General features: G+C 28.7%; 3 protein-coding genes. All 3 read right to left on the bottom strand.

Annotated elements, in window-relative coordinates:
* Positions 1-150: 150 nt before the first annotated feature.
* The gene (locus MPF19_RS18865; protein WP_203395222.1) at positions 151-354 is read right to left on the bottom strand and encodes a hypothetical protein; all 204 of its coding nucleotides are present in this window, start codon (positions 352-354) and stop codon (positions 151-153) included.
* Positions 355-386: 32 nt separating this feature from the next.
* Positions 387-968 carry a hypothetical protein gene (locus MPF19_RS18860; RefSeq protein WP_249989826.1) on the bottom strand — a complete coding sequence of 194 codons (582 nt, stop codon included), beginning with the start codon at positions 966-968 and terminating at the stop codon, positions 387-389.
* A 374-nt stretch (positions 969-1,342) separates the two neighbouring features.
* Positions 1,343-1,840 (bottom strand): YfbM family protein, encoded by a 498-nt coding sequence (locus MPF19_RS18855; RefSeq protein ID WP_284041595.1) that lies wholly within the window; start codon positions 1,838-1,840, stop codon positions 1,343-1,345.
* Positions 1,841-1,977 lie beyond the last annotated feature (137 nt).

Below are 1,977 nucleotides of genomic sequence, written 5' to 3'. Positions count from 1 at the left end.
TAAGCAGTGAATTTAGTAAATAAAACACGAACGGCGAAATTCCGGAGGAATTTCCCAAGTGAGCTAAAACCAGCAATAAAGTTTATACGGTGTTACCCAACGTTTTTACTTTCAACTTTACTATATTTCTAAATTTGTTATTTATAACTTTTAAATCAGACCTCCTTGGTTTAGTAATATAAATTTCTGTTTACTTTTTGATTCACTTGTTGGAAAAGTTATTTTGTGCTGTTCGACCTTAATATTTGTAAAATATACAGATACATCATCGTTTTCGGTATTATTATTTAACAGAACAATTAAATCTTTCGGCATTTTTTCTAATTCTCTTATTAATTCTTTTACTGTAGTCATATTTTTATTTTATAATTTTAATGAAATTTATACTAAAACCCATTTTGAGCTTTCTTTTTTTGCTCTTTTTTCTTTTGTAATACACCACTTTCTTTCAGAGTTTCATTGGTATAGGTTATAGAACAATAAATACCTTCTCCAAAAAAAAATTTCAAACTTATAGAAGAGTTTTTAGGTTCCCAGTAGTATGCATCACCCGAGCCAATTCCATAATCACTTGCATAACGATTAGTTATTTCCCTTGTCGGTTTTCCGAATGCCATATTCAGCATATCATAGATCTCTGTGTTTGAAGGCATATAAACTTTAATTTCGTAAATAGTATCATTTATTGTTTTTACATATATTGAACTAATAGTAATATCAACGATTTTTTTCAAATCTCCTGTAGCGTAAACATAATCAAATACTTCTCTAATATGATAGTCTGGATTGTTTTTAGGCGTATTCTTAACGAAATCATAATAGCCATCTGTTACATAATCATAGATATTAGAGTTTAATTTAATTTTCTTGAAGCCGTTATTTTCAACTAATCGATTTATGTCTTGTGAAAAAAGTACTGTTGTTAAAAGAAGAAACGTAGTAACAAGAATTAGTTTAGTTTTTTTCATAATTTTCAATATGTTTTAATTTTTAAAATGCAATTTGATGAAATTTTTATAGTTGAATTATAAAAACTTATATCAGCACAATATTGTCCATTCCTCTATTTGTTTTTTTATAATCAGAATTGTATTCAAACTTTGTATTTCTATTAATTGCTTAAGATTTTCCTTTCTTTTACAACTTAAAAGTAAAATAATTTATAAAATTATGATTATTGTTCTGGTTATTTTCCAAATGTTGGGTAACGGTCTTGTGTATGGTTAGTTGCGTGGTTTAGCGAGTAAGTTAACAAAAAGGTACGAGCCTGAGAATATTCCGAAGGAATATTCCAGATGAGCACTTAAAAGCAATTAATTATACACGGTGTTGTAAACAGTTTTTAATTCAAATATGTAATTATGGCTTCGTTATTTTCAGATGCTTTTTTATAGAACTCTTTAAATTCTTTGAAACTGTCAATTAGAAATTCGTGAGATTCCGATTCAGTCCAAATTTCAGGATAAATTCCAAATTCGTTCATTTCAGAACCATTTATTTTACTTTTTAAAACTTCATCTGTTATTTTTTCTAATTCAGAATATGTTCCTTTCACTTGATTCGGATTTAGATATTGAGCTGGTCCATATCCAAGGTCTTGTTCTTCGTCGATAATTTGAAAACTGAAAAGAGCTCTTTGTAATTCATTCGGTTCGTTTTCAAGTCCTCCAATTATTTCTCCAGTCAGAATGTAATTAATTCCGTCCCAAGATTTATCCAAATCAAGAAACCATTCAGATTCATAACTTTCGTCCGCATAAATTTTATTTTCAAGGGATTCAGAGTTGTTCAAAAAGCCATTTAATTCTTCTTGAGATACTCTGATAACATTTCCAATCATTCCCATATTTCTATCTTGTTTTAGGTTGGTCTAAATTGTTTACAACGTTGTTGTGTTATGGAAAGTTGCGATTTTTATGAACGGCTATTTTCCGCAGGAAAATTGAAGTGAGTAAAAATGCAACTGCCTTCGGTTAA

It is taken from the genome of Polaribacter sp. Z014, from assembly GCF_023555435.1.
Classification (GTDB): domain Bacteria; phylum Bacteroidota; class Bacteroidia; order Flavobacteriales; family Flavobacteriaceae; genus Polaribacter.
This window is presented reverse-complemented; position numbering and strand designations above follow the sequence as displayed.

Bases quoted from the DNA above. Each gene is read 5' to 3' on its own strand.
- MPF19_RS18865 (WP_203395222.1), bottom strand. From the start codon at position 354: ATGACTACAGTAAAAGAATTAATAAGAGAATTAGAAAAAATGCCGAAA.
- MPF19_RS18860 (WP_249989826.1), bottom strand. From the start codon at position 968: ATGAAAAAAACTAAACTAATTCTTGTTACTACGTTTCTTCTTTTAACA.
- MPF19_RS18855 (WP_284041595.1), bottom strand. From the start codon at position 1,840: ATGATTGGAAATGTTATCAGAGTATCTCAAGAAGAATTAAATGGCTTT.